The 26,267-nt window shown below is 54.3% G+C and carries 24 protein-coding genes; 19 read left to right on the forward strand and 5 right to left on the reverse strand.

What is annotated here, in order from left to right; genetic code table 11:
- Positions 1-69: 69 nt before the first annotated feature.
- From proY to malZ, 4 genes are all read left to right on the forward strand, one after another.
- Positions 70-1,425, forward strand: a complete 1,356-nt coding sequence (gene proY, locus ACWWFX_RS09715; protein ID WP_473223755.1) for a proline-specific permease ProY — start codon at positions 70-72, stop codon at positions 1,423-1,425.
- Between the two features lie 264 nt (positions 1,426-1,689).
- The gene (locus tag ACWWFX_RS09720; protein ID WP_473223699.1) at positions 1,690-2,478 is read left to right on the forward strand and encodes a DUF4225 domain-containing protein; all 789 of its coding nucleotides are present in this window, start codon (positions 1,690-1,692) and stop codon (positions 2,476-2,478) included.
- A gap of 1 nt (position 2,479) precedes the next feature.
- The gene (locus tag ACWWFX_RS09725) at positions 2,480-2,815 is read left to right on the forward strand and encodes a hypothetical protein (RefSeq protein WP_473223700.1); all 336 of its coding nucleotides are present in this window, start codon (positions 2,480-2,482) and stop codon (positions 2,813-2,815) included.
- Between the two features lie 159 nt (positions 2,816-2,974).
- Positions 2,975-4,792, forward strand: coding sequence for a maltodextrin glucosidase (gene malZ / locus ACWWFX_RS09730; RefSeq protein ID WP_473223756.1), 1,818 nt, complete (start codon positions 2,975-2,977; stop codon positions 4,790-4,792).
- A 1-nt stretch (position 4,793) separates the two neighbouring features.
- On the opposite strand, the gene ACWWFX_RS09735 is transcribed toward malZ, so the two are convergent.
- Positions 4,794-5,696 carry a LysR family transcriptional regulator gene (locus ACWWFX_RS09735; RefSeq protein ID WP_473223701.1) on the reverse strand — a complete coding sequence of 301 codons (903 nt, stop codon included), beginning with the start codon at positions 5,694-5,696 and terminating at the stop codon, positions 4,794-4,796.
- A 275-nt stretch (positions 5,697-5,971) separates the two neighbouring features.
- On the opposite strand from ACWWFX_RS09735, the gene ACWWFX_RS09740 reads away from it, so the two are divergent.
- From ACWWFX_RS09740 to ACWWFX_RS09760, 5 genes are all read left to right on the forward strand, one after another.
- Positions 5,972-6,613, forward strand: coding sequence for a hydrolase (locus tag ACWWFX_RS09740; protein WP_015965623.1), 642 nt, complete (start codon positions 5,972-5,974; stop codon positions 6,611-6,613).
- Between the two features lie 58 nt (positions 6,614-6,671).
- A complete protein-coding gene (locus ACWWFX_RS09745) occupies positions 6,672-7,214 on the forward strand; it encodes an antibiotic biosynthesis monooxygenase (RefSeq protein ID WP_015965622.1) in 543 nt (180 codons plus the stop codon).
- A gap of 20 nt (positions 7,215-7,234) precedes the next feature.
- A complete protein-coding gene (locus tag ACWWFX_RS09750; RefSeq protein ID WP_149462160.1) occupies positions 7,235-9,103 on the forward strand; it encodes an amidohydrolase in 1,869 nt (622 codons plus the stop codon).
- A 142-nt stretch (positions 9,104-9,245) separates the two neighbouring features.
- A complete protein-coding gene (locus tag ACWWFX_RS09755) occupies positions 9,246-11,831 on the forward strand; it encodes a DUF2339 domain-containing protein (protein WP_473223702.1) in 2,586 nt (861 codons plus the stop codon).
- A complete protein-coding gene (locus ACWWFX_RS09760; RefSeq protein WP_473223703.1) occupies positions 11,828-13,192 on the forward strand; it encodes a DUF3999 domain-containing protein in 1,365 nt (454 codons plus the stop codon). Before ACWWFX_RS09755 ends, ACWWFX_RS09760 begins: the two co-directional genes overlap by 4 nt.
- A gap of 48 nt (positions 13,193-13,240) precedes the next feature.
- Here ACWWFX_RS09760 and ACWWFX_RS09765 read toward each other — a convergent pair whose 3' ends face one another.
- Positions 13,241-13,843, reverse strand: a complete 603-nt coding sequence (locus ACWWFX_RS09765; RefSeq protein WP_473223704.1) for a peroxiredoxin C — start codon at positions 13,841-13,843, stop codon at positions 13,241-13,243.
- A 140-nt stretch (positions 13,844-13,983) separates the two neighbouring features.
- Complete coding sequence (gene acpH, locus ACWWFX_RS09770) at positions 13,984-14,565, reverse strand: ACP phosphodiesterase (protein WP_149462157.1); 582 nt, start codon at positions 14,563-14,565, stop codon at positions 13,984-13,986.
- 94 nt (positions 14,566-14,659) lie between these two features.
- Here acpH and queA point away from each other — a divergent pair, with 94 nt between their 5' ends.
- The 7 genes from queA to yajD all read left to right on the forward strand — a co-directional run bounded on the left by queA (position 14,660) and on the right by yajD (position 22,072).
- Entirely contained in the window at positions 14,660-15,724 is a 1,065-nt protein-coding gene (queA, locus tag ACWWFX_RS09775) for a tRNA preQ1(34) S-adenosylmethionine ribosyltransferase-isomerase QueA (RefSeq protein WP_276224731.1), read from the forward strand.
- 107 nt (positions 15,725-15,831) lie between these two features.
- Positions 15,832-16,959 carry a tRNA guanosine(34) transglycosylase Tgt gene (gene tgt / locus ACWWFX_RS09780; protein WP_276224730.1) on the forward strand — a complete coding sequence of 376 codons (1,128 nt, stop codon included), beginning with the start codon at positions 15,832-15,834 and terminating at the stop codon, positions 16,957-16,959.
- A 22-nt stretch (positions 16,960-16,981) separates the two neighbouring features.
- On the forward strand, positions 16,982-17,314 hold the full coding sequence (yajC, locus tag ACWWFX_RS09785) for a preprotein translocase subunit YajC (RefSeq protein ID WP_276224729.1): 333 nt from the start codon (positions 16,982-16,984) through the stop codon (positions 17,312-17,314).
- Positions 17,315-17,341: 27 nt separating this feature from the next.
- The gene (secD, locus tag ACWWFX_RS09790) at positions 17,342-19,189 is read left to right on the forward strand and encodes a protein translocase subunit SecD (RefSeq protein WP_327621890.1); all 1,848 of its coding nucleotides are present in this window, start codon (positions 17,342-17,344) and stop codon (positions 19,187-19,189) included.
- 10 nt (positions 19,190-19,199) lie between these two features.
- A complete protein-coding gene (gene secF, locus ACWWFX_RS09795; protein WP_015965612.1) occupies positions 19,200-20,171 on the forward strand; it encodes a protein translocase subunit SecF in 972 nt (323 codons plus the stop codon).
- Between the two features lie 113 nt (positions 20,172-20,284).
- The gene (locus ACWWFX_RS09800; RefSeq protein ID WP_473223705.1) at positions 20,285-21,685 is read left to right on the forward strand and encodes a M24 family metallopeptidase; all 1,401 of its coding nucleotides are present in this window, start codon (positions 20,285-20,287) and stop codon (positions 21,683-21,685) included.
- Between the two features lie 39 nt (positions 21,686-21,724).
- Complete coding sequence (gene yajD, locus ACWWFX_RS09805) at positions 21,725-22,072, forward strand: HNH nuclease YajD (RefSeq protein ID WP_473223706.1); 348 nt, start codon at positions 21,725-21,727, stop codon at positions 22,070-22,072.
- Between the two features lie 225 nt (positions 22,073-22,297).
- Here yajD and ACWWFX_RS09810 read toward each other — a convergent pair whose 3' ends face one another.
- Entirely contained in the window at positions 22,298-23,152 is an 855-nt protein-coding gene (locus ACWWFX_RS09810) for a nucleoside-specific channel-forming protein Tsx (RefSeq protein WP_276224724.1), read from the reverse strand.
- Positions 23,153-23,442: 290 nt separating this feature from the next.
- Positions 23,443-23,985, reverse strand: a complete 543-nt coding sequence (locus ACWWFX_RS09815) for a SadB/YajI family lipoprotein (RefSeq protein WP_231825135.1) — start codon at positions 23,983-23,985, stop codon at positions 23,443-23,445.
- Positions 23,986-24,138: 153 nt separating this feature from the next.
- Here ACWWFX_RS09815 and nrdR point away from each other — a divergent pair, with 153 nt between their 5' ends.
- The 3 genes from nrdR (at position 24,139) to ribH (ending at position 26,249) form a co-directional block, all read left to right on the forward strand.
- Positions 24,139-24,588, forward strand: coding sequence for a transcriptional regulator NrdR (nrdR, locus tag ACWWFX_RS09820; RefSeq protein ID WP_108474814.1), 450 nt, complete (start codon positions 24,139-24,141; stop codon positions 24,586-24,588).
- A gap of 3 nt (positions 24,589-24,591) precedes the next feature.
- Entirely contained in the window at positions 24,592-25,695 is a 1,104-nt protein-coding gene (ribD, locus tag ACWWFX_RS09825; protein ID WP_473223707.1) for a bifunctional diaminohydroxyphosphoribosylaminopyrimidine deaminase/5-amino-6-(5-phosphoribosylamino)uracil reductase RibD, read from the forward strand.
- An 83-nt stretch (positions 25,696-25,778) separates the two neighbouring features.
- Entirely contained in the window at positions 25,779-26,249 is a 471-nt protein-coding gene (gene ribH, locus ACWWFX_RS09830; protein WP_001021161.1) for a 6,7-dimethyl-8-ribityllumazine synthase, read from the forward strand.
- The last annotated feature ends 18 nt before the right edge of the window (positions 26,250-26,267 follow it).

Raw genomic sequence — 26,267 nt, forward strand, 5'->3', positions numbered from 1 at the left:
ATATGTTCAACCACGGGACTTCGCGTCCCGTGGTTTTTTGTTTTTTGGTAAGAAATGGCATTGGATACAATGGAAAACAACAAGCTGAAGCGCGGGCTAAGTACCCGACACATTCGCTTCATGGCGCTAGGGTCGGCAATTGGTACCGGGCTGTTTTATGGTTCCGCCGACGCAATCAAGATGGCCGGGCCGAGCGTACTGCTGGCCTATATTATCGGCGGCGCGGCGGCGTATATCATCATGCGCGCGCTGGGCGAAATGTCGGTGCACAACCCGGCAGCCAGTTCTTTCTCGCGCTATGCACAGGAAAACCTCGGCCCGCTGGCAGGCTACATCACCGGCTGGACTTACTGCTTTGAAATCCTGATTGTCGCGATCGCCGACGTGACCGCGTTCGGCATCTATATGGGCGTCTGGTTCCCCGATGTGCCGCACTGGATTTGGGTGTTGAGCGTGGTGATGATTATTTGCGCCATCAACCTGATGAGCGTGAAGGTCTTTGGTGAGCTGGAGTTCTGGTTCTCCTTCTTCAAAGTCGCCACCATCATCATCATGATCGCCGCCGGTTTCGGCATTATCATCTGGGGGATTGGCAACGGCGGGCAACCGACCGGCATACATAACCTCTGGAGCAACGGCGGTTTCTTCAGTAACGGCTGGCTCGGCATGGTGATGTCGCTGCAAATGGTGATGTTCGCCTATGGCGGTATCGAAATTATCGGTATTACCGCAGGTGAAGCGAAAGACCCGGAGAAATCCATTCCGCGCGCCATCAACTCGGTACCGATGCGTATTCTGGTGTTCTACGTGGGCACGCTGTTTGTGATTATGTCCATCTACCCGTGGAACCAGGTCGGCACCGACGGTAGCCCGTTCGTGCTGACTTTCCAGCATATGGGCATCACCTTCGCTGCCAGCATCCTGAACTTTGTGGTGCTGACGGCCTCACTTTCAGCGATTAACAGCGATGTGTTCGGCGTGGGGCGTATGCTGCACGGCATGGCCGAGCAGGGCAGCGCGCCGAAAGTGTTTGCTAAAACCTCGCGTCGTGGTATTCCGTGGGTCACCGTGATGGTGATGACCATCGCGCTGCTGTTTGCGGTGTATCTGAACTACATCATGCCGGAAAACGTCTTCCTGGTGATCGCCTCGCTGGCGACCTTCGCCACCGTGTGGGTGTGGATTATGATCCTGCTGTCGCAGGTTGCTTTCCGTCGTCGTCTGTCGCCGGAAGAGGTGAAAGCGCTGAAATTCAAAGTGCCTGGCGGTGTCACTACCACCATCATTGGCCTGATTTTCCTCGTCTTTATTATCGCGCTGATCGGCTATCATCCGGATACACGTATTTCCCTGTATGTGGGTTTTGCGTGGATTGCCCTGTTGCTGGTGGGTTGGGCGATTAAATCGCGCCGTAGCCGTCGTTAACATGCGCAATAGGTTGGCCTGATAAGCGAAGCGCCATCAGGCAAAAAATAGTTAAATCGAAGCCCGATAACTAGACGTTATCGGGCTTTTTTATATTTACTTGGTGAATAAATTACTTTGATCATTGTCAATGGTTCTTATTAGAAGAAGTGTAATGTAATGATTGTTATCATTTAATATAGCGAATAGTCTATCATTGATAATGATAAACAAAAACATGTGTTGTCATTTGGTGATTTTTTTTGAGATTAAATGGAGTTAATCATGAGTAGCTATGGTTTGATGAGTTTGAAAAATATCAAGGCAGATATAGATAGGCTTGTATTCGATATAGCATTTCACTACTTAAATGATATAAAGATACGCTCTGAATTTATGGTGTCAGAAAATATGGTTTCTGATAATTATATAGATGGCTATGTGTCGGGGAGAATAAGTTTCGCGCAGGCGATGGACGGACTAAATAAACAATACCATCGTTTACTCGAGAATCAAAGTCAACTACAAATGGGAAGTATTAAACTTTACGCAATTGCTGAACGTGAAAAAGACAGGCACTCTACACTCACCATTACTCTGAAAAGGGTCGGCTTTGTTAGTGGTGCTATGCAGGTTATTGGTGGCGCAGGTATTTGCAAAGTAAGTCTTGGCGCAGCGTGTAAAGCTTATGGGTTTCCTTTGATGATTCAGGGTACAGAGAATATTTGGGAGAACGGCTACTACTTGGTTTACCATACTGATCCAGAGAAAGTCCCAGTTCGTGAGGCTTACCGCTATGCAGCCAGGCTCCTTGGTGGAGATGACAAAGACGGAGACATCGCATTTTCTGCAGGAGATATTGTTTTATCCGCAGGTTCCTTATCGTCATTTGTCCTGAAAGAAGATTCATGGAGACTATTTCATTTTATTCAAGAGGATTATATTCGTAACTGGAGTAAATTAGGCGCTGCAGGATGGCTTAATGAAATAGTGGGTAACGCTGCAAGTGTGTTCTCCATTAAAAAGTCTATTGGCGAAAATGAAACGAACTGGGAAGAGTTAGATAGGGAATAACATGTACAATAAAGATGATGTGCTCCTTATTGAAAAATTGATTGCGTTAGGTCTGGACATGCTTACAATTCAGCGGTTAATCAATGTTGCAAATGTGAGGGGGATTAGTATCCAAAAAGCATACAGACTAACTGAAGCTAATGTTTTTAATGTCGATTTGATTTTGATAGCCATTGTTGTTTTTTTTGTTGCTTCTGTTGGTCTGGATAACACCAAAGACTTGCTTGCCTTAGCTTTTATTTTTGGGATGGTGTTTATTGTTATTGAAATAATCTGTCGTTTTCATAAGGGGTTCTGGAGAATGTTAAAGTGCTATATTAGGTTGCGTGGAATATAGTGTGATGACAGCAATTTTATGATTTGCCTAACTCGTATTTTTGCAATTGTTAGCTGACTCCGCCCCCAGCCTCCGCCCCCTAAAAAGTACGAAAAGAGGAGTAGAGCCCAAATAGCTTGTGGCAAGGTGGGCTCACTGTTAACTGAGGGGAATTAAATGATGTTGAACGCCTGGCATCTGCCTGTCGCACCCTTTATTAAGTCGCACGACGATCGTTTGTCGATTACCTTGTGGCTGCGCGGAAACGACCTGCCGCAGCGCATCACGATGCGTGCGGAAATTGACAATGAAGAGTGCGTCCTGCCGATGAAACGCCTGAGCAAATCACCGGTACCTGGCGTGACGGCCTGGCGTGGTGAGATACCGCTCGACAGCGGGCAGCCGCGCCGCCGCTATGCTTTTAAGCTCTTGTGGCAAGACCGCCAGCTTTGGTTTGCGCCAAAAGGATTTAGCCGTATTCCGCCCGCGAAGCTTGAGTTGTTTGCGGTCGATCTGCCCGACAGCGGCCCGCAGTGGGTGGCCGATCAGATTTTCTACCAAATCTTTCCTGACCGTTTTGCCCGTAGCGAAACGCGCACGCCGGAACAGGACAATGTTTATTACCACCACGCCGCCGGGCATGACATCATTCTGCGCGATTGGGATGCGCCGCTAACGGCGGATGCCGGTGGTTCGACGTTCTACGGCGGCGACCTGGACGGTATCAGCGAAAAGCTGCCGTATCTGAAAAAACTGGGCGTGACCGGGTTGTACCTGAACCCGGTTTTCACCGCGCCAAGCGTGCATAAATATGACACCCAGGATTATCGCGAAGTGGACCCGCAGTTTGGTGGTAACGCGGCCTTGCTGCGCCTGCGCGAAAATACCCAACGTGAAGGTATGCGCCTGATCCTTGACGGCGTGTTTAACCACAGCGGCGATACGCATGCCTGGTTTGATCGGCAGAATACCGCAAGCAGCGGGGCGTGCCATAATGCGTCGTCGCCGTGGCGCGACTGGTACAGCTTCTCGCCGGAAGGCCGCGCGCTGGACTGGCTGGGCTATCCAAGCCTGCCGAAGCTTGATTATCAGTCCGAATCGCTGGTCAACGAAATCTATCGCGGCGAAGAGAGCATCGTACGCCACTGGCTGAAAGCGCCGTGGAACATGGACGGCTGGCGGCTGGATGTGGTGCATATGCTGGGTGAGGGAGGCGGTGCGCGCAATAACCTGAAGCACGTCGCCGGAATAACCCAGGCGGCGAAAGAGACGCGCCCGGACTCTTACGTTTTCGGCGAGCATTTTGGCGATGCGCGCCAGTGGCTACAGGCCGATACGGAAGACGCGGCGATGAACTATCGCGGCTTTACGCTGCCGGTGTGGGCATTTCTGGCCAATACCGATCTCTCTTACGATCCGCAAAAAATCGATGCGCAAACCTGCATGGTGTGGATGGAAGATTATCGCGCGGGGCTGTCGCATCAGCAGCAGTTACGGATGTTTAATCAGCTTGATAGCCACGATACCGCACGCTTCAAAACGCTGTTGGGCAAGGATGTCGCCCGATTAGGGCTGGGCGTGGTGTGGTTGTTCAGTTGGCCAGGTGTGCCGTGCATCTATTATGGCGATGAAGTCGGCGTGGACGGCGCGAACGACCCGATGTGTCGTAAACCGTTCCCGTGGGATAAAAGCCAGCAGGACGGCGAGCTGCTCGGGCTTTATCAGCGGATGGCGAAGCTGCGTAAAAAGAGTGAAGCGTTGCGACGCGGCGGTTGCCAGGTGCTGTACGCCGAAGATAACGTTGTGGTGTTTGCGCGTGTTCTGAAGAGGGAGCGGGTGCTGATCGCCATTAACCGTGGCGAGGCCTGCGAAGTGGTGCTGGAAGATACGCCGCTGCTGAGCTTTGACTCGCTCACGCAGCGGGAAGGCAGCGGCGAAAATCAGGATGGCGTACTGACGCTTCCTGCGCTGTCGGCCACGGTGTGGTCCGGCGAGTAAATCAGGGGTAAAGCGGGGCGGTCAGATTATGGTTAATCACCGCCTCGCGCCACCAAAGCTGTGCCAGCCCATCATGGCCGTTACGCCAGGCGATATAGGCCACATCTTTTTGCCGACACGATACGACCGATTTTTCCACCAGATCGCCAGAGGCTATCCAGGGGTGAGCGATATGACGCGGCAGGAAACCGCAGCCTATTCCGGCGCGCAGCAGCGTGACTTTAGAGTGAAAATCATCGGTGCGAATCTGTTCCTGTTCATCAATGAGATTGGAACTGATTGGGCGGCACTGTCGGGCGCTATCGCTAATCACCACCGCACGGAAGCGAACTATTGTTTCCGCACTGATGGGCTCCACTTCTTTCGCCAGCGGGTGCGACGGCGCGATGACGAAGACGTTATCCAGCATGCCGAGCATCTGCCATGACCAGGCCGCAGACGTGGGGGGATCGTTAATTGCACCCAGAATAATATCCGCGCCGTTATGCGTTAATTCTTCCCAGGAACCCGCCAGCGTATGATGACTGAAATTCAGGCGAGTTTGCTTATTTTTCGTGTAAAAGTCTTCGATGAGCGGTAACAGTGAGGCGAACGGGAAAGAGTCATCCAGCGCGATTAACAACTCTTTTTCCCAGCCGGAATTCACCTGCACCGCCTGTTTTTCCAGATCGTGCGCGGCGCTGAGCAACACGCGGCCCTTCTCCAGCATCATTCTGCCGGTATCGGTAAACTTTGCGCGATGCCCTGAACGGTCGAGAAGCGTAATTTCGAGTTCGCTTTCCAGTTTCAGCACCATATAGCTGAGTGCGGCAGGGGTTTTATAAAGCGACTCCGCCGCGGCAGCAAAACTTCCGTGTCGGTCAATCGCGTCAAGGATTTGTAAAACGTCCAGATTAATACGCATAACGTTAATTATTTCCCGAATAAAATCTTACCTGTTTTAACAAAAACCATGGCAACTATGCTAGTAATGAAATTTCTGAAATCAATAGTTTGCGTGCTAATTTATGATAACCCGTTCATTTCATAACATAATATTTACCGTCATCGAACCATAAATTTTCTTTAACAACTCGTTAAAAATTCCCCGCTATACTCACTCTGCATTCTGATTCAGTATCCACCTGTCATTTAGTCCTAAAATTTCCACTTAACTTATTGCTTAAGAAGGTGTTTTTTATGTCTATTCGGGAACTGATCGATCCATCTAACTCCACCCTCATTTTTATCGACCATCAACCGCAAATGTCTTTCGGCGTGGCGAATATTGATCGTCAGACGTTGAAAAATAACACCGTCGCGTTGGCGAAAGCCGGGAAAATTTTTAACGTTCCAACCATTTATACCTCCGTTGAAACCAAAAGCTTCAGTGGCTATATCTGGCCGGAACTGCTGGCGGTTCACCCGGAAATTAAACCGATTGAACGCACTTCCATGAACTCCTGGGAAGATGAAGCTTTCGTGAAGGCGGTAAAAGCCACCGGACGTAAAAAGCTGATTATTTCTGCCCTGTGGACTGAGGTTTGTCTGACCTTCCCGGCATTAATGGCGCTGGAAGAAGGTTTTGAAGTTTATGTGGTTACCGATACGTCTGGCGGTACCTCTGTGGATGCGCACGAACGTTCCATCGATCGTATGGTTCAGGCGGGCGCAGTTCCGGTAACCTGGCAGCAGGTGCTGCTGGAGTACCAGCGTGACTGGTCACGTAAAGAAACTTACGACGCAGTGATGGATCTGGTTCGTGAGCACAGCGGCGCCTATGGTATGGGCGTGGATTATGCTTACACCCTGGTTCACGGCGCGCCGGAACGCAAAGCGTAATGACGACGACGGGGGGCGAAACGCTTCCCGTCAGAATGCGACAGCAAGGAAAACCGTCATGACGCAAAAACATGTAACGCTGGTGATTACGCATGCGCTGCGTCCGGAAGATGCGGACCAGTATGAAGCCTGGCTCGGCAAAATCATGCCCGTTGCCGCAGAGTATCCCGGCCATCTTGGCGCTAACGTTATTCGCCCGGCGGACGGGCAGGGTGCCTGGAATATCATCATTCGCTTCGATACCCTGGAGCACCTCTACGCCTGGACGCAGTCCGAAACGCGCAAACAGCTGGTGGATGAAATCACTCCGTTGTTAGCCGAAGGCGATCACACGGAAGTTCGTACCGAAGCGGCGTTCTGGTTTACGCCACCGTCGCCGCACGTGCGTCAGCCAAAACAGTGGAAACAATTTCTCATCACGCTGCTGGTGATCTTTCCCAGCACCAACCTGGTGCCGTGGGTAACCGGCGCGCTGTTCCCCGCCCTGCAGGGCTCCTTGCTGCTTCATTTCATTAACGATGCCTGTGTGGTTGCGCTGGTTGTCTGGCTCTGGATGCCCATCGTGACCCGACTATTCGCCGGATGGCTTAAAAAAGCCTGATCCGGTTTGAGGAGAGTGACATGTCACAAAAAGCCACACTGATCCTGAACCAGGGACGTATTCACACGCTCGACCGTCAGCATCCGCTGGCGGAAGCGGTGGCGATTGCCAACGGTAAAATTCTGGCAACAGGCAGCAACGATCAAATTATGTCGTACGCGGGCGAAGGCACGCAGATTGTCGATCTGAAAGGGCATACGGTGATCCCAGGGCTGAATGACTCGCACCTGCACCTGATTCGTGGCGGCCTGAACTACAACCTTGAGCTGCGCTGGGAAGGTGTACCGTCGCTGGCCGACGCGCTGAGAATGCTGAAAGATCAGGCCGATCGTACGCCGTCGCCGCAGTGGGTGCGCGTGGTGGGGGGCTGGAGCGAATTCCAGTTTGCCGAACGCCGCATGCCAACCATTGAAGAGCTGAATGAAGCCGCGCCGGATACCCCGGTGTTTGTGCTGCATCTGTACGATCGCGCGCTGCTCAACCGCGCGGCGCTGAAAGCCGTGGGTTATACCAAAGAGACGCCAAACCCGGCGGGCGGCGAAATCGTGCGTGATAATAACGGCAACCCAACCGGGATGCTGATCGCCAAACCCAACGCGATGATCCTCTACTCGACGCTGGCGAAAGGGCCAAAACTGCCGCTGGAGATGCAGGTGAACTCGACTCGCCAGTTTATGCGCGAGCTGAACCGCCTTGGGCTGACCAGCGCCATTGATGCCGGCGGCGGCTTCCAGAATTACCCGGAAGATTACGAAATCATCGAAGAGCTGCACGCTAAAGAGCAGATGACGATTCGTATCGCCTATAACCTGTTCACGCAGCGGCCAAAACAGGAACTGGAAGATTTCGAGCGCTGGACGGATATGCTCAAACCGGGCCAGGGCACCGATTTCTATCGCGCAAACGGCGCAGGCGAGATGCTGGTATTCTCGGCGGCTGATTTCGAAGACTTCCTCCAGCCGCGCCCGGATCTGCCGGAAGGGATGGAAGATGAGCTGGAGCGTGTGGTGCGCCATCTGGTGGAACATCGCTGGCCGTTCCGTCTGCACGCCACCTATGACGAATCGATCAGCCGCATGCTGGATGTGTTCGAAAAAGTGAACCGCGACATTCCGTTTAACGGCCTGCACTGGTTCTTTGACCACGCAGAAACCATCACTGAACGTAATATCGAACGTGTTAAAGCGCTGGGCGGCGGGATTGCGGTACAGCACCGCATGGCATTCCAGGGCGAATACTTCATCGAGCGTTACGGCAAAGAAGCGGTGAAACATACCCCGCCGGTCGCCAAAATGCTGGCCGCCGATGTGCCTGTTGGCCTGGGGACGGATGCCACCCGCGTGGCGAGCTACAACCCGTGGACCGCGCTTTACTGGCTGGTTTCTGGCCGCACGGTTGGCGGCATGGCGATGTATGACGATGAAAACCGTCTGCCGCGCGATGTGGCGCTGGAGCTGTGGACCGCAGGCAGCGCGTGGTTCTCCAGCGAGCAGGGTAAAAAAGGCCGCATCGAGAAAGATCAGCTTGCCGACCTGGTGGTGTTGTCGAAAGACTACTTCAGCGTGCCGGAAGAAGAGATCAAAGGCATTGAATCGGTGATGACTATCGTGGATGGCAAAGTGGTGTATGCCGCCGGTCACTTCACTCCGCTGGCGCCGCCTGCGATTCCGGTCGTTCCAGACTGGTCACCGGTGGTGAAAGTGCCGGGCCATTACCGTTCTGCGCCGCCGGTTGCCGGGAAAATGGGCGCCGTAGTGCAGATGCATCAGTGCTGCGGTAGCTGCGGCGTACACGGCCATCAGCATGATATCGCGCGTAAATCGTCGATTCCTGTCTCCGATGAACAGGCATTCTGGGGCGTGCTGGGCTGTTCCTGCTTCGCATTCTGATGCTATCGTTAACCGGATGGGGCCTCCCATCCGGTTTTTTGTTGTTCTCTTCTGAAAATCCCTCCTCGTTGCAAAGATTAATGGCGTAAATGCAACCATTTGTGTCAATCTGCGTTTATCCGTGCTGGCTAAAGGTGGAAACATGGACGAGCTTGTAATCCTTGGCTGTATCGTGCTGTTCTTTGCGCTGGTGGTGGTGCCCATCCTGGCGATTGTTGCTATCAACCGTACTTCCGCAATGCGTTATGAAGTTTCGTTGCTTCGTCGTCGGCTGGAGGAACTGGAGCAACGCGGTGTTAACGTTGCGCCGGAGCCAAAATCTGTCTCGGTGGTTGAACCGGTGATTCCCATCGCCCCCTCTCAACCTGAGCCAGCCAATCCCTGGCAGCCCACAGAAAAAGACGCGCCGGTATCACCGCCCGAGCGCGAGACACCATCGGCATTTGGCGGCGTATTCACTTCATTATTACGCTGGTTTATGCAGGGTAACCCACTGGCTAAACTGGGTATTCTGCTGCTGTTTCTTGGGCTCTCTTTCCTGTTGCGCTATACGGTCGAGCACGCGCTATTTCCGCTGGAGCTGCGTCTTGTGGCGACGGCGCTTTGTGCGGTGGTGCTGTTGGCTATCGGCTGGCGATTGCGGCATAAACAGCGTGTCTATGCGTTGATCCTGCAAGGTGGCGCGACGGGCGTGCTGTATCTCACCGTTTTCGGCGCATTTCGCCTGTGGCAAATGTTGCCGATGACGCTGGCCTTTGCGCTGCTGGTGCTGATTTGTGCGGCAAGCGTTGGCCTGGCGGTGCTGCAAAATGCCCTGAGCCTGGCGATGCTGGCGAGCCTTGGCGGCTACCTTGCGCCAGTGCTTCTCTCTACGGGAAGCGGCAACTACATTGCGCTGTTCTCTTTCTACCTGCTTCTGTCCATTGGCATTCTGGCGATTAGCGCGCGGCAACACTGGCGCGAACTGAATCTGTTAGGGCTGCTTTTCACCTTTGGCGTGGGCGGATTGTGGGGCATGAATGATTATCGCCCTGAATACTGGCTTAACTGCCAGCTGTTCCTGATCGCCAATATCCTGATTTTCGGCGTCCTGAGCGTACTGTTCTCCTGGCGAGCGCAGGAAAAAGGTAAACGTGTGGTTGACGGCGTGTTGCTCTTCGCGCCGCCGCTGATTGGTTTTGGTATGCAGTACGTCATGACCCAACACATGACTTATGGCCCGGCGATCAGCGCGCTGGCGTATGGCGCGTTTTATCTGGCGCTGGCGTGGCTGGTGCTGCGTCGATTCCCATCGGCGGAACGTACCCTGGTGCTGGCCGCGCTGGCGCTGGGCGGCGCATTCACCACGCTTGCTATTCCGCTGGCGCTTTCCGCACGCTGGACGGCGATGGCCTGGGCGCTGGAAGGTGTGGGTGTGCTGTGGTTAGGCATACAGCAACAGCAGCGGCGCATGAGTTTTAGCGGCACCGCGCTATTACTGCTGGCGTTGGGCAGCGGCGTCTGGGCCCTGGCGGATGAAACCACACCGCTCTCCATCATGATGATTTTCGCCGTGCTCAGCCTTAGCTGGCTCACCGCCGCCTGGTTGTGGCGCGCAGAAATAAGACGTCTGAGCCTGGCGCTGTTAATCGGCGGCGTTGCATTCTGGGTGATTGCCCTCGCGGGTGCGGCACAACTCGTCACTACCCAGGACGCGACGACAGGATTTGTCCTGCTCGCGTTGATATCCCTCTCGGCCTGGGCCTGGCGTTTTATGCGCCAGCGTCTGGCATGGGGGGAACTCGGTTTCGCACAGTGGCTGCTCTGGCCCGCCATGCTGTTGATGCTGTGCGAGCAAATTCATCAGCAGCAAATTTTCGCCGCAGGCTGGCACAATCTGGCGTGGGTGATTGCGCTGCCGTCTGCGCTCACGTTGCTTTATCGTGATGACAGTACGGTGCCATCACGCCTTTCGCAGGGGCTGCATCTCGCGTTGTTATGGATGCTGATGCTCGCATTTGGGACCGAACTGCTGTGGTATGTGCAGTCGCTGCCGTGGGGCATGAGCGCCTGGCAAAGCGGCCTGCTGATGGCGGCGGGGGGGATTACCATTCTGCTGATACACGCCGCGCTTCGCCGGGCCTGGTGGCCGTTCTGCCGCTGGCCGGAAATGTATGGCGGCGTGGCGATTGCCCCCGTGGCGGCCCTGCTGCTTGGTTTTCTGGTATTGAGCAACGTGCAAAGCGGCGTGGTCTATCGTCAGCTTTATCTACCGTTGATTAATCCTTTGGAAGAGGGGGCGGCGTTTGCGCTGCTTGGGCTTTATGTGGCGGAACGCGCTGTTCGGCGTCATCTGCCGTCGGCGTGGCGCGCATCCGGCGCGTTGCTGCTTGCCGGGCTGGCTTTCTGGTGGCTGAACGGCATGTTGATGCGCGCGCTGGCGTGGTATGGCGACGTTGCCTGGGATTTCAGCGCGCTCTGGCAATCGCGGCTTATTCAGACGACCTTTGCGCTGTTCTGGATGCTGATAGCGCTCATTATTATGATTCGCGCAACGCGCAACGTCTCACGCAAAATGTGGCTGTGCGGTGCCGCGCTATTAGGCGTGGTAATCATCAAACTGATGCTGGTCGATAGCGCAGGCGGCGGTGGTCTGGCGCGCGCGGTGGCGTTTATTGGTGTGGCGATACTGGTATTGATTGTTGGTTATTTCTCGCCGTTGCCACCCAAAGCAGGAGAGCAAAAATGAAACGGATAAAAGCGATGGTGTGCAGCCTGCTTCTGGCGGGCAGTTCCTCCGCCTTTGCGGCGGAATCCCCGCGTGACTACGCCACGGGAATGACGCTGGAAACGTCTTCGTCATCACCCTGGTATCGCGTGGCGTTACCGCGTGAGGTCTATCAGCACAGCGCCTGGCCAGACTTGCGGGACGTTCGGGTATTTAATCAACAGGGCGAGCGCGTTCCCTTTACGTTAATGACGAAGCCAACGCCGCCTGCCGTCGCGGATTCGGTCGCCCTGCGCCTGTTTCCTTTAGCGGCCTCGCCGATCGCCACGACGGATGCCGGTGCGCCGCAGACGATCCGCCTGAAGGCAGCCAATGGCGTGGAAATTAACCTTCAGGGCGATGAGGCAAAATCGGTGGGTCAGAGCTATTTACTGACCTTACCGGACAGCCGGGAAGCGTCGCTACACCTGACGCAGCTGCGGCTGGACTGGGCGGCATCGAGCACAAGCTGGCAGGGTAAAGCTTCGGTTTACGCCAGCCGGGATCTCAGCCACTGGCAGCGCGTTCAGGAAAATGCGCCGCTGATGGATCTTTCCCGTGACGGCGAACGGTTGAAGATGAACACTGTGGCCGCCGAATTGACGCTGTCGCCCAAAGGCAGACGTTACTTGCTACTGGTTCTTGACCCACAAACGCCCATGCCGGAGTTAAAAGGCGTAATGGCCGTGGCGCAACCGCAAGAGCCGCTTACTGAGCGTATTCAGCTCCCGGCGGCGGTCGCCAAAGCCACATCAACCGAGGCCGTCTGGCAATGGGATCAACCGCAACCGTTAAGCGCGCTTTCCATCACGCTGATGGAAGAAGGGGTATTGCCGGTCGATATCGCCTGGCGAAGCGATGAGAAAAGCGAATGGCGGCCACTGGCAAAAAGCGTGTTGTATAACGTCAACGATCAAGCGCAGGAGGCGTTTCCGCTCTCTGCGAATGTTGTCGAGGCCATTCGTATTACCACGGTGGATGCCCATCTGCCGCAAACGCTGCCGAGGGTAAGCGGCGAGCGTGAGGTTAAAGTGCTGGTCTTTAATGCACAGGGCAAGGGCCCCTATATGCTGGCCTGGGGAAATAAGGCGGCTGAAAACGTCGCGTTGAGTCTGAAGCAGTTGATTCCTGAATCGCTCCCGGCGAGCAAAAACATCGAGACGCTGCCCTGGGCGCAGCCGCTGGAGGCCGTCAAACTGGGCGGTGACGCGCGATTGCAGGCAGTGAGTGCGGGTGAACAGCAGAAACTGTGGGTAGCCCTCGCGGTGTGGGCTGTGCTTATCGTTGGCGTGGGGGCGTTGCTGATGGTGGCGTGGCGAATCTGGCGAGAAGCCCGGCGCTAAAAACAAAAAAGGCTCGCCTGCGCGAGCCTTTTCTTATTCGTCCGCCAATTACAGGCTGGAGACGTTTTCGGTCAGGTATTTTGCAACGCCGTCCGGGGACGCCGCCATACCTTCTTTACCTTTTTCCCACTGCGCCGGGCACACTTCGCCGTGCTCTTCGTGGAATTGCAGTGCGTCAACCATACGCAGCATTTCGTCGATGTTACGACCCAGCGGCAGGTCGTTAACGACCTGGTGGCGAACAACGCCGTTAGCGTCGATCAGGAAAGAACCACGCAGCGCCACGCCCGCGTCCGGGTGTTCGATGCCGTAGGCTTTCTGGATTTCGCGTTTAATGTCAGCAACCATCGCGTATTTCACCGCACCGATGCCGCCTTTATCGACCGGGGTGTTACGCCATGCGTTGTGAACGAATTCGGAGTCAAAGGAAACACCGACCACTTCTACACCGCGTTTCTGGAACTCTTCATAGCGTTTATCGAACGCGATCAGTTCAGACGGGCAGACAAAGGTGAAGTCCATTGGCCAGAAGAACAGCACGCTGGCTTTGCCGTTGGTGTGCTGTTTGAAGTTAAAGTTTTCAACGATTTCGCCGTTACCGAGCACTGCCGCAGCGGTAAAGTCAGGAGCCTGACGAGTAACCAGAACCATGGGTTCTCCTTTGAGTATAGAAAGTAAGTAGTACGCAACGCGGGCCAGTATAGAGAGTGAACCGCAATGACTCAAAGAGGCTACAGCAATCGATATTTAAAGTTCTGCCTATTAATAGACAAATGTTTGACAGGTCAGGGTTAAAGCTCGCGTGCTTTGGCTTGCGCCATCATCTGCGGATAAAACTGCCAGAACTGTTTTTCCAGTTGCGCATAATGCTGGTCTAAATCGTGCCAGGAGTCGCGCAGGGCGTCCAGTTTCGGACGTCGGCTGGCCATGCCGTTAAGCACGCGCTGAATAAATTCCATTTCGCGATAGCGCTCCAGCCAACGTTCTGACCAAAGGTAATCGTTCAGATTCACGAAGCGCGGCGGCGAATCCGGCAGAATCAGCGACACCTGCTCATGGGCGTACTCGACGAACTCCGGCAGCGCCATCTGTGGCGAAAGCTGCGACCAGTGTCGCGAAAGAAAATGGTCCCACATCACATCGAGCGTAATAGGCGCGACGCGCCGCGTTTGCGGGCGGAACCATTCCAGGGCTTCTTTCACCTCAGGCAGGTTATCGGTCATCACGTCGATGCGCCGATGCATGTAAATCCCGTCGACCACCTCGGCCGGGTAGCTGTTATCCGGATTGCCGCGCACAAAATCGGCCAGCAGATTGCCGGACAACGAGCTGTCGGCGAGGTACGCGAGATGCAGGTGAGCTAAAAAATTCATCGATTATTATCTATCCAGAGGGGGATAGGGTTGCAGGGAGAACGCCCCGGCACTAGACTACCCGCCTCATTATTAAGTCCAGAGTCTTAGAGTCATGCGCCTTGCCGATTTTTCCTTTGAATTACCTGAATCCCTGATTGCCCACTATCCACAGCCTGAGCGCAGCGGTTGCCGCTTGCTGTCGCTGGACGGGCCGACAGGCGCGCTGACGCACGGTACTTTCACCGATCTGCTCGATAAGCTCAACCCTGGCGATCTTCTGGTCTTTAATAATACCCGCGTCATTCCTGCGCGTCTGTTCGGTCGCAAGGCCAGCGGCGGCAAGATTGAAGTGCTGGTTGAGCGTATGCTCGATGATAATCGTATTCTGGCACATATTCGCGCCTCTAAAGCGCCGAAGCCGGGTGCGGAACTACTGCTGGGCGATGACGAAAGCATCAATGCGACTATGGTTGCACGTCATGACGCGCTGTTTGAAGTGCAGTTTAACGATGAGCGCCCGGTGTTAGACATTCTTAACAGCATCGGCCACATGCCGCTGCCGCCGTACATCGATCGCCCGGATGAAGACGCCGACCGCGAACTTTATCAAACCGTTTACAGCAGCCGCCCTGGCGCTGTCGCGGCGCCAACGGCCGGCCTGCACTTCGACGACCCACTGCTGGCGAAGCTGCGTGAGAAAGGCATTGATATGGCCTTTGTGACCCTGCACGTGGGCGCAGGGACTTTCCAGCCGGTGCGCGTTGAGAGCATTGAAGAGCACACCATGCACTCCGAATATGCGGAAGTGCCGCAGGACGTGGTTGATGCGGTGCTGGCGGCGAAAGCGCGTGGTAACCGCGTGATTGCGGTCGGCACTACCTCTGTGCGTTCGCTGGAAAGCGCAGCGCAGGCGGCGAAAAACGACCTGATTGAACCGTTCTTCGGCGATACGCAAATCTTTATCTATCCGGGCTATCAGTACAAAGTGATTGATGCGCTGGTGACCAACTTCCACCTGCCGGAATCGACGTTGATTATGCTGGTTTCCGCGTTTGCGGGCTATAAAAACACCCTGCACGCTTATCACGAAGCGGTAAAAGCGGAATATCGCTTTTTTAGTTACGGTGATGCGATGTTTATCACGTACAATCCGCAGGCCATTAACGAACGTCCCTGATTGGGGCGTGTTTTTCCCCCTCTCCCTCAGGGAGAGGGCCGGGGTGAGGGTGAACCTCACCTCGCAACATTAACCATCAGACTGTCTCTCTGATGCAGGAGAATAGCGTGAAATTTGAACTGGACACCACCGACGGACGCGCACGCCGTGGCCGCCTGGTCTTCGATCGTGGCGTAGTGGAAACGCCTGCTTTTATGCCCGTCGGTACCTACGGCACCGTAAAAGGCATGACGCCGGAAGAAGTTGAAGCCACCGGCGCACAGATTATCCTCGGCAACACCTTCCACCTGTGGCTGCGCCCGGGTCAGGAAATCATGAAACTGCACGGCGACCTGCATGACTTCATGCAGTGGAAAGGCCCCATCCTCACTGACTCCGGCGGCTTCCAGGTCTTCAGCCTTGGCGATATTCGTAAGATAACCGAACAGGGCGTACACTTCCGTAACCCGATCAACGGCGATCCTATCTTCCTCGATCCAGAAAAATCGATGGAGATTCAGTACGATCTCGGTTCTGACATCGTGATGATCTTCGACGAATGCACGCCGTATCCGGCGGACTGGGACTATGCTAAACGTTCCATGGAGATGTCTCTGCGCTGGGCCAAACGTAGCCGTGAGCGTTTTGACGGCCTCGGCAATAAAAATGCGCTTTTTGGCATCATTCAGGGCAGTGTTTACGAAGATTTACGAGATATCTCCGTTAAAGGTCTGGTAGATATCGGTTTTGATGGCTACGCTGTCGGCGGCCTGGCAGTAGGCGAACCGAAAGCAGACATGCACCGCATCCTGGAGCACGTCTGCCCGCAAATCCCTGCTGACAAACCGCGTTACCTGATGGGCGTTGGTAAACCAGAGGATCTGGTTGAAGGCGTACGTCGCGGTATCGATATGTTTGACTGCGTTATGCCAACGCGTAACGCGCGCAATGGCCACCTTTTCGTGACCGATGGCGTGGTGAAAATCCGTAATGCGAAGCATAAGAGCGATACCAGCCCACTCGACGCTGAGTGTGATTGCTATACGTGTCGCAATTATTCACGTGCGTACTTGCATCATTTAGACCGTTGCAACGAAATACTGGGCGCACGTCTCAACACGATTCATAACCTTCGCTACTATCAGCGTTTAATGGCTGGTTTACGCAAGGCTATCGAAGAGGGTAAATTAGAGAGCTTCGTGTCTGATTTTTACCAACGTCAGGGGCGAGATGTTCCAGCTTTGAACGTTGATTAATATTAATAATGAGGGAATTTTAATGAGCTTTTTTATTTCTGATGCGGTAGCAGCACCGGGTGGCGCAGCACAGGGCAGCCCGATGTCTCTGATTCTGATGCTGGTGGTGTTCGGTCTGATTTTCTACTTCATGATCCTGCGCCCACAGCAGAAACGTACCAAAGAGCATAAAAACCTGATGAACTCCATCGCCAAAGGTGATGAAGTGCTGACTAACGGTGGTCTGGTTGGTCGCGTAACCAAAGTAGCGGAATCTGGCTACATTGCTATCGCGCTGAACGACACCACTGAAGTGGTTATCAAACGTGACTTCGTAGCTGCCGTTCTGCCGAAAGGCACCATGAAGGCGCTGTAATTTACTGTTTTCCCAAAGGGAACTGCCGTGTTAAACCGTTATCCTTTGTGGAAGTACATCATGCTGGTCGTCGTGATTATCGTCGGCCTGCTTTACGCACTTCCCAACCTGTATGGTGAGGATCCGGCTGTTCAGATCACTGGTGCGCGCGGAGTCGCCGCCAGTGAGCAAACGCTGATCCAGGTCCAGAATACTTTACAACAAGAAAAAATCACCGCTAAGTCTGTGGCACTGGAAGAGGGCGCTATTCTTGCGCGCTTCGACTCCACCGACGTCCAGCTGCGTGCTCGTGAAGCGCTGCTGAGCGTGCTGGGTGATAAATACGTCGTGGCGCTGAACCTTGCTCCTGCGACCCCGCGTTGGTTGGCGGCCATTAAAGCCGAACCGATGAAGCTGGGTCTTGACCTGCGTGGTGGTGTTCACTTCCTGATGGAAGTGGATATGGACACGGCGCTCGGCAAGCTTCAGGAACAAAATATCGACAGTCTGCGCAGCGATCTGCGCGAGAAAAACATTCCGTATTCCAATATTCGTAAGTCAGATAACTATGGTCTGACGATTCTGTTCCGCGACAGCGCGGCACGCGATCAGGCGAATACCTGGCTGAGCACTCGTCATCGTGACCTGGTTATTACTAATCAGGGCAGCAACCAGCTGCGTGCAGTCATGAGCGATGCGCGTCTGAGCGAAGCGCGCGAATATGCGGTACAGCAGAACATCAACATCCTGCGTAACCGTGTAAACCAACTGGGTGTGGCTGAGCCTGTGGTACAGCGTCAGGGTGCGGATCGCATCGTCGTTGAACTGCCGGGTATTCAGGACACCGCGCGTGCGAAAGAAATTCTGGGCGCTACCGCGACGCTGGAATTCCGTCTGGTGAATACCAACGTTGACCAGTCCGCTGCCGCATCTGGCCGTGTGCCGGGCGACTCTGAAGTGAAACAGACCCGCGAAGGTCAGCCGGTTGTGCTGTACAAACGCGTGATTCTGACCGGTGACCATATCACCGATTCCACTTCCAGCCAGGACGAATACAACCAGCCGCAGGTTAACATCTCGCTGGATAGCGCAGGTGGTAACACCATGTCTAACTTCACTAAGGACAACATCGGTAAACCGATGGCGACCCTGTTCGTGGAGTACAAAGACAGCGGTAAGAAAGATGCGAACGGTCGTTCTGTACTGGTGAAACAGGAAGAGGTGATTAACATCGCCAACATCCAGTCTCGCCTGGGGAACAGCTTCCGTATCACCGGCATCAACAACCCGAACGAAGCGCGTCAGCTCTCTCTGCTGCTGCGTGCCGGTGCGCTGATTGCGCCGATTCAGATTGTTGAAGAACGTACTATCGGCCCAACTTTGGGTATGCAGAACATCAAACAGGGCCTGGAAGCATGTCTGGCGGGTCTGGCTGTTTCTATCCTGTTCATGATTTTCTTCTACAAGAAATTTGGTCTGATCGCGACCAGCGCGCTGATTGCTAACCTGGTACTGATCGTCGGTATCATGTCACTGCTGCCAGGCGCCACACTGAGTATGCCGGGTATTGCGGGTATCGTGCTAACCCTTGCGGTGGCGGTCGACGCCAACGTACTGATCAACGAACGTATCAAAGAAGAGTTGAGCAACGGGCGTTCGGTGCAGCAGGCAATCAACGAAGGTTATGCGGGCGCATTCAGTTCCATCTTTGATGCGAACATCACCACGCTGATTAAAGTTCTGATCCTGTATGCAGTCGGCACCGGGGCAATCAAAGGCTTTGCTATCACCACCGGTATCGGTGTGGCAACGTCGATGTTTACCGCAATTGTCGGTACGCGTGCCATCGTAAACCTGTTGTATGGCGGCAAACGCATCAACAAGCTGTCAATCTGAGGAGTGCGTTGTGGCACAGGAATATACTGTTGAACAATTGAACCACGGCCGTAAAGTCTATGACTTTATGCGCTGGGATTACTGGGCTTTCGGCATCTCTGGCCTGCTGTTGGTGGCTGCCATCGTCATTATGGGCGTACGCGGCTTCAACTGGGGGCTCGATTTCACCGGTGGTACGGTAATCGAAATTACGCTGGAAAAACCGGCTGAAATTGATGTGATGCGTGAAGCGCTGCAGAAGGCGGGCTTTGAAGAGCCGCAGCTGCAGAACTTTGGTAGCAGCCACGACATCATGGTCCGCATGCCGCCAACTGAAGGCGAAAATGGCGGTCAGGTGCTGGGGAGCCAGGTTCTGAAGGTGATTAACGAATCCACCAATCAGAACGCGGCAGTGAAACGCATCGAGTTCGTTGGGCCGAGCGTGGGTGCAGACCTTGCGCAAACCGGTGCAATGGCGCTGATCGTGGCGCTGATCTCTATCCTCGTTTACGTCGGTTTCCGCTTCGAGTGGCGACTGGCGGCGGGTGTGGTTATCTCACTGGCGCACGACGTTATCATTACGCTGGGGATACTCTCGTTATTCCATATCGAGATTGACCTGACTATCGTGGCATCGTTAATGTCGGTTATAGGTTACTCGTTGAACGATAGCATCGTGGTATCTGACCGTATTCGTGAAAACTTCCGCAAAATTCGTCGCGGGACGCCTTACGAAATCTTTAACGTGTCACTGACCCAGACGCTGCACCGTACATTGATCACCTCCGGTACGACGTTAGTGGTTATTCTGATGCTGTACCTCTTCGGTGGTCCGGTACTGGAAGGCTTCTCACTGACCATGCTGATTGGTGTTTCTATCGGTACCGCTTCTTCTATCTATGTTGCGTCTGCACTGGCGCTGAAACTGGGTATGAAGCGCGAGCACATGCTGCAGCAGAAAGTCGAGAAAGAAGGGGCGGATCAACCGTCAATTCTGCCGTAAGACGACTTTCCCGTCAGAATCGGAATCCCGGTCGCAAGGCCGGGATTTTTTTATTACAGCCTCGCCAATATTGGTTACTCTCCGTGGATGGCCTTTGACATGGAGTAACGCCAGTGACCATCACACTCGATTCACTTTCTCTGCAAACTGTACCGCAGCCAGCCGTCTGGCATCATCTGCCTTCCGTTACCTTAAACGACGACACTCTGCGCGAGCGCAAAGCCAAAGTGCTGGCCGGGATGGCCTCTCGAGGGCTGGACGCGCTGGTGATTTATGCTGACAAAGAGCACGGCGGCAATTTTGAGTATCTCACCGGATTTATCCCGCGCTTCGAAGAGGCACTGCTGGTATTGCACAGTGAGGGGGATGCCGTGCTGGTGCTCGGTAACGAAAATCTGAAACTGGCGGCGCATGCGCGGCTGGAAAACCGGGTGGTGCACGCCCCATGGTTCTCCCTGCCTAACCAGCCGATGGACAATCAACAATCACTGCCGGATGTCCTGAACAGTGCGGGTATCGTTGCCGGAAAAAACTATGGCCTGGTGGGCTGGAAACTGTTTACCGGTGCGCAAGATGACGCCTGGAAGATGTTTGATCTTCCGTCTTTTATCGTTGAGGCTATTCGTCAGGCGGCAGGACCGGAAGCCACGCTGTGCAATGCCACCGGGATTTTTATCTCGCCAGAGCACGGTGCGCGAACGGTCAATAACGCCAATGAACTGGCGCACTACGAGTATGGCGCGAATCTGGCGTCAACGGCGATTCTCGATGCCCTGAATGCCATCGAGCCGGGGAAAACTGAAAAGCAGATCGGCGCATTGCTTGCGGCCCAGGGGCAGCCGAATAACGTCGTGATGATTGCCGCAACCGGCGATCGCTTCGCCAATGCCAATCTTTACCCTGGCGATAAACATATACAGCGCGGTGACAAATTCTCGCTCACCACCAGTTACAAAGGCGGCCTGAGCAGCCGTGCGGCGTATGTGGTGGCGGATGAAAGCGAACTGGCACCGGAGGTGGCGGATTATCTCGACGTGGTAGCGAAACCCTACTATCGCGCCGTCGTGACCTGGCTCACCCACATTCGCCCAGGTATGTTGGGCAGTGAAATGTATGCGCTGATTGAACGGGTATTGCCGAAGGCGGAGTATCACTGGCACCTCAATCCGGGCCATCTGGTGGCGGATGAAGAATGGCTGTGCTCGCCGATTGGCCCGGACTCCAGCGCACCGCTGCGCAGCGGTATGCTGCTGCAAATCGACATCATTCCTTCCCGCGCAGGTTACGCCGGAGCCAGCATTGAAGACACGGTAGCGCTGGCTGATAAGCCGCTGCGAGATGAGCTTGCGCAGGCGTACCCTGAACTGTGGAACCGGGTGTTAATGCGTCGCCATTACATCAAAGAGCATTTAGGCATCAGCCTGCCGGACGAGGTGTTGCCGTTGTCGAATACGGTGGGGTATCTGCGCCCCTGGTTGCTCGACCCAACGCGAGCGTTGGTGTGTACTGAGTGATAAACTATCTGCAATCCTTAATTTAAGAACTGAGCAATTATGGCCATCATCCCTAAAAACTACGCGCGGCTGGAAAGCGGCTATCGCGAAAAAGCACTGAAACTGTTTCCGTGGGTCTGCGGGCGTTGCTCGCGCGAGTTTGTTTACTCGAACCTGCGTGAGTTAACGGTTCACCATATGGATCACAACCACACCAATAACCCGGAAGATGGCAGCAACTGGGAGCTATTGTGCCTGTTCTGTCACGATCACGAGCACTCGAAATATACCGAAGCGGATCAATACGGTTCGAGGGTGATTGCCGGGGAAGACGCGCAGAAAGACGTGGGCGAGGCGAAGTACAATCCCTTTGCCGATTTGAAAGCGATGATGGATAAGAAGAAGTAACAAAAAAGCACCGACGTTGAGAACGTGCGGTGCTTCAGTTTGCTGACAATGTGCGCGTTGTTCTTGCCGGATGCGGCGTAAACGCCTTATCCGGCCTACAAAATATTGCAAATTCAATATATTGCAGTAACGTTGTAGGCCTGATAAGCGCAGCGCATCAGGCAATGTTGCGTTTGTTACCAGTCTCAAGCACCGACGTTGAGAACGTTCGGTGCTTTTTTCTGATCAGAAGTTGTAACCCGCCACCAGATACCAGCCGAAGCCGTTGGATTTAATCGGCTCAGCCTGCCATACCGGCTCGTCGCCATCTTTCCACTGACCACCGTTATGGAAGTAACGCGCGACCACAGAGTAGTGCCAGTGATCGTAGTTCAGCGCCAGAATGTGGCTGGACGCGATAGAGTTGCTGGTGCGGTACTGATCGTCGCCCAGGTCTGAACCCCAGTCGAAGTTGGTGAAGCCGATGTAGCTCAGCTTACCGCCCCACAGGTCAGTAATCGGTACGAAGTATTTGATTTTGAAACGATAGCCATCCCACTCGTTTTCGTTGGATGCGCCATAGTTCTGCCACTGATATTTGGCATACACGTTCAGAGACAGCCCCATCGGCAGGCCGGTATCAATATCGGTACCCAGACCCATATACCAGGTGCTCTGACGGCCTTCGCTGTTGCGGCCCATATCGTAGATATAGTTGTTCGCGAAGTACCACTCTTTGAACGGACCAAAGCTCAGGTCAGTATTGGTCAGCTTGTCGATAGAGAAACGCGGCTCGATTTCCATAAACAGCGGGGAACCGTGGTTCCAGATCCCGCGGGAGTTGCTGTCGCCGCCGAAGAAACGCGGCGCATCGACGTAACCGTAGAAATCAAACCAGTCTTTCTTGGCGAACGCTTCATATTCCAGATAGGTGTCGTTACGCAGCGTCGGCCCGAAACGGGTGTGGTAGCTGCCTACCACGTTGACGCTCTGATGCCACCAGTCGGAAAGATATTGCGGTTTGTCATTTTCTGCTGCACCGGCAGTGAAAGACGCGGAGAGTGCTACTAAAGCACCGGCTGCTAATAATGTTTTTTTCATATGTTTGCCACTGATAAAAAATCCCTAACGGGAATGAAAGTAAGCGTCGAAGCTTTACAAAATGTTTCGTATTTCTGCGTGCCTATTATAAGAATCATTGCTCACAAAAATCAGTTACGGGTCACACATTTTTCATATACGTAATCGATTGCGTTCACGTTTGCGTAGATTGAACGGCGGCGATTGTACCTGCCATATCAATGATTGCCAATCTTCAGCAAAAAGAGATGAATGGATGGGGGAGAATGTGGGGGGAATTTGCGCCAGAGATGTCTGGCGCGAAGTCGCGTTTACTGTGCGGTGGCTGGCTGAATATCGTGAACGCGGACAAAACCGAGTTGATCCGGCGTGATGCCGTTCAGCTGTAGCGGAATATCGACATCGCTGGGCGCGAGAATACTGGCTGGCGCGTTAATGAGCTGATTCTGCACGTTAACTTCCTGGAAGTTGTCGGTTGTGCCCTGAATCTGACCGTATTCTACGGTGCCGCTAAACGCCGGTAGCGCATCGTTAGACTCGCCCTGAATACGCAGCGTCACCGCCGTACCCTGTGCGTTTGGCGCGATGTTGCGCAAAGACAGGCGCAGCGTGCCTATCTGGCTCTTCAGCAGCGCAGGCGTATTGGAACCGGGGATGATGTAGGCGCCGCTGGCAGATTTCGCATTCAGCGCGTTCTGCTGGCTGATCTTCACCGTTTCTTTGTTCAGTTTGGTCATTTCCTGATTGAGCGTACTGATACTTTCGTGCATCTGACGAACCTCGGCTTGCTGTGCGCAGGCGGTCAGGCTAAAGAGGCTTCCCAGTACGGCAATTCTTAGGTAACGTCTTGTCATTATGTCTGTTTCCTTATGGTCGGGATCACGTAATGGTAGATCGCAAAAGGGATTCTGGCATCGATCCATTGTCTCAAAAACGCTCTTCCTTTGTTGTCGAGCCATATCAGGGTAAAATAGGTTTCAGTTACCACCTCATAGTCAGGACGATGTATGCACTGCCCATTCTGTCTCGCCGTAGATACCAAAGTGATCGACTCTCGTCTGGTTGGCGAGGGCTCCTCCGTCCGCCGCCGTCGGCAATGCCTGGTTTGCAACGAACGTTTCACCACGTTTGAAGTGGCTGAACTGGTGATGCCGCGCGTCGTAAAAAGCAATGATGTGCGCGAACCGTTCAACGAAGACAAGCTGCGTAGCGGCATGCTGAAAGCGCTGGAAAAGCGTCCCGTCAGTGCGGATGACGTCGAAATGGCGATTAATCACATTAAATCGCACCTGCGTGCCACCGGGGAACGTGAAGTGCCGAGCAAACTGCTGGGTAACCTGGTGATGGAACAGCTGAAAAAGCTCGATAAAGTGGCCTATATCCGCTTTGCGTCGGTTTATCGCAGCTTCGAAGATATTAAAGAATTCGGCGAAGAGATCGCTCGTCTACAGGACTAAGCTATGCACGACGAAATGTACATGGCGCGCGCGCTGAAACTTGCCGCGCGTGGTCGCTTCACCACTCATCCTAACCCGCGTGTCGGCTGCGTCATTGTCAATCAGGGCGAAATCGTCGGCGAAGGTTTTCACTACCGGGCCGGAGAGCCGCACGCGGAAGTTCATGCGTTGCGTATGGCTGGTGAAAAAGCCAAAGGCGCGACGGCGTACGTGACGCTTGAACCCTGTAGTCATCATGGTCGCACGCCGCCTTGCTGCGACGCGCTGATTGCCGCAGGTGTTTCCCGCGTGGTGGCCGCCATGCAGGACCCCAATCCCCAGGTGGCCGGACGCGGGCTTTATCGCCTGCAACAGGCGGGTATTGAGGTCAGCCACGGCCTGATGATGAGCGAAGCGGAAGCGCTGAACAAAGGTTTCCTGAAACGCATGCGTACAGGCTTCCCGTATGTTCAGCTGAAACTTGGCGCGTCGCTGGACGGGCGTACGGCGATGGCGAGCGGCGAAAGCCAGTGGATTACCTCCCCGCAGGCGCGTCGCGATGTGCAGCGTCTGCGCGCAGAGAGCCACGCAATTCTCACCAGCAGCGCCACGGTGCTGGCCGATGACCCGGCGTTAACCGTGCGCTGGAACGAACTGAGCGCGGAGACTCAGGCGCTTTATGCCGAGGAAAACCTGCGCCAGCCGGTGCGTATTGTGGTCGATAGCCAGAACCGCGTCACGCCGGAGCACCGCATCGTTCAGCAGCCAGGCGAAACCTGGTTTGCCCGCACCCAAAGCGATGAGCGCAGCTGGCCAGAGAGTGTAAAATCGATTATTACGCCGGAACATAATGGGCATGTTGATCTGGTTTTACTGATGATGCAGCTTGGCAAACAGCAGATTAACAGCATCTGGGTGGAGGCCGGGCCGACGCTTGCTGGCGCGCTGATTCAGGCGGGTGTCGTTGATGAGCTTATTGTCTACGTAGCGCCTAAACTATTAGGCAGCGATGCGCGCGGATTATGTGTTCTGCCGGGGCTTGAGAAACTGGCCGACGCCCCCCATTTCAAATTCAACGAGATACGCCATGTAGGCCCGGATATTTGCCTGCATTTGACGAACGCGTAATGCCTCCTGAAAAGGGAAGCAGCGCACAGAATATTATGATAAAATCCGCCCCCCTGCGGGGCAAATGAACCCAAAGGAAGAGTATGAACATTATTGAAGCTAACGTTGCTACCCCGGACGCTCGCGTCGCCATCACCATTGCGCGTTTCAACAACTTTATCAACGACAGCCTGCTGGAAGGTGCGATTGACGCCCTGAAACGCATCGGTCAGGTCAAAGATGAAAACATTACCGTTGTTTGGGTGCCTGGCGCTTATGAACTGCCACTGGCGGCTGGCGCGCTGGCGAAAACCGGTAAATATGACGCGGTGATTGCGCTGGGTACGGTTATCCGTGGCGGTACTGCGCACTTCGAATATGTCGCTGGCGGGGCAAGCAATGGCCTGGCGCACGTCGCTCAGGACAGCGAAATCCCGGTAGCCTTTGGTGTTCTCACCACTGAAAGTATTGAACAAGCCATCGAACGCGCTGGCACCAAAGCCGGTAACAAAGGTGCTGAAGCTGCACTGACCGCGCTTGAAATGATCAACGTATTGAAAGCCATTAAGGCCTGATTTTTTTGTAAGGGGAAT

This window comes from Pseudocitrobacter sp. 2023LY-00077, from assembly GCF_055796175.1.